Source organism: Streptomyces regalis, assembly GCF_001509475.1.
GTDB lineage: Bacteria > Actinomycetota > Actinomycetes > Streptomycetales > Streptomycetaceae > Streptomyces > Streptomyces regalis.
In genome coordinates, this window is record NZ_LLZG01000188.1 from 1 (window position 1) to 1,526 (window position 1,526).

The window sequence follows — 1,526 nt, forward strand, 5'->3', positions numbered from 1 at the left end:
AGAAACGGACGAGACCGTCCTGCCGACCGAACTCACCGCATAACCTCAAAACGAGATCACCGAATGGCCGTCGATACACCACTCCAGCGGACGTGACCGACCGACGCGCAGAAAGCCCGTCAGCGGCAGGCGGCCACAGGCGAGAAGTACACCACGGCCCTGCGAGATCAGACACCCGAACCGGTCCGGCACCGGCCGTTCAGTGCCGAGGGCGCAGGGTGGGCGCCCATCATCGAGCAGGCCGAACACAAGCTCGTCGAGGTCTGGCCCAACTGCCCGAGGCCTCAGTGGGAAGAGAAGTTCGGTGACCTCTGCTGGAAGTACGTTCCAGCCGGTGCCCCCATGGACGTGTGGCGGGTCATCAATGCGGCCATCAAGGAAGCCTCGGGCACGTGCCAGACCTGCCCTTCGCCCGGCCGGAAGCGCGTGGTGTGGGACTGGGACAGCCACTACGGCTGGGTCATGCCGTGGGTGAAAACTTGCTGCGACGGCTGCTACCACGTGCCTGAGCACCTGCGAAATGACTCAGCATACCTGGACCTGGTCGAGCAGTACGAAGAGCCCGCGCCCAGGGTTGACGGCTGCTGTGTGGCGATCGAGGAAGTGGCATCGGTGGTGCGCATGCAGTTCGATCAGGGCGGGGTGCCGGCGCTGCTGGCGCAGCTGGAGGAAGTGCGGGAGTCGATGTGGTCGCGCAGTCCGCATTACGACGTCTTCAGTGGTCACGCGGTCATGCTGGCCGTCGAGGAGGCGTGTGGGCCTCTGATGCACCGGGTGCGGCAAGCGGGCGTCGTGTCGGAGCCGGTGTTGTCCGCGGCAGAGCGGCGGCAGGTTCTCCAGGCCATCGACGGCATGCTCAGGGTGCTCAGAACGGCGGTCGCGGAAGAGCACCGCGGCTGACAGGAGCCATTCTCAGCGATCTGTTGCAGACGGCAAGTTGACGACAGATCGCTGAGTGGGCGGAGGAGATACGCGCGAAACCCGCCACTTTCCCTCCCCAGAGCCTCCTACAGTGGCCCCATGAACATTCGCTGGGGTGGCTCGGTCTGGGAACTGATGCTGGTGAAGCGCGCGGTCGGGACGGCCCTGTCGAACTCGGCGAGCGGGGGGTACAGCACGCTCCTGCGCGACAGCGCCAGGAACCTGGTTGGCCACGCGGACCTGCTCAACGGAAAACGTGCCGTCGCCGCGCTTGTCGCGGTCTCCGCGGTAGCGGGCGGTGCGCTCACCGCCGTCACTATGAAGGCGACGCCGCACCTCAAGACGAAGTTCCGCTCCGCGGCCCAGGACACGGCAGAAGGGGCGGCAGAAGCCGCCTCCGACCCCGTCGAGGAGCCGGGAACCCTCCAGGGGCCGCGGCTACGCGCTGTCTGACCATCAGGCAAAGCGCCAGCGCGCCACCAACAAAGCCACTGGGTCACACTTTTCTAGTAGGGCTCCGTTAGGTCTGTCTCGCGGTCCTGTTTGGGGGCATGTTGGTGGTGTGGATGCACATGAAGTGAACCGTGCTCGGGCGAAGTTGGCGT

General features: G+C 65.7%; 2 protein-coding genes. Both read left to right on the top strand.

Annotation, left to right across the window (positions count from 1 at the left end):
- Positions 1-342: 342 nt before the first annotated feature.
- A complete protein-coding gene (locus tag ADL12_RS21740; protein WP_062704347.1) occupies positions 343-900 on the top strand; it encodes a hypothetical protein in 558 nt (185 codons plus the stop codon).
- A gap of 120 nt (positions 901-1,020) precedes the next feature.
- On the top strand, positions 1,021-1,374 hold the full coding sequence (locus ADL12_RS21745) for a hypothetical protein (RefSeq protein WP_159053241.1): 354 nt from the start codon (positions 1,021-1,023) through the stop codon (positions 1,372-1,374).
- The last annotated feature ends 152 nt before the right edge of the window (positions 1,375-1,526 follow it).

What these genes read in the sequence shown, in the direction of transcription:
- ADL12_RS21740 (WP_062704347.1), top strand. Translation starts at nt 343, where the DNA reads ATGGACGTGTGGCGGGTCATCAATGCGGCCATCAAGGAAGCCTCGGGC.
- ADL12_RS21745 (WP_159053241.1), top strand. Translation starts at nt 1,021, where the DNA reads ATGAACATTCGCTGGGGTGGCTCGGTCTGGGAACTGATGCTGGTGAAG.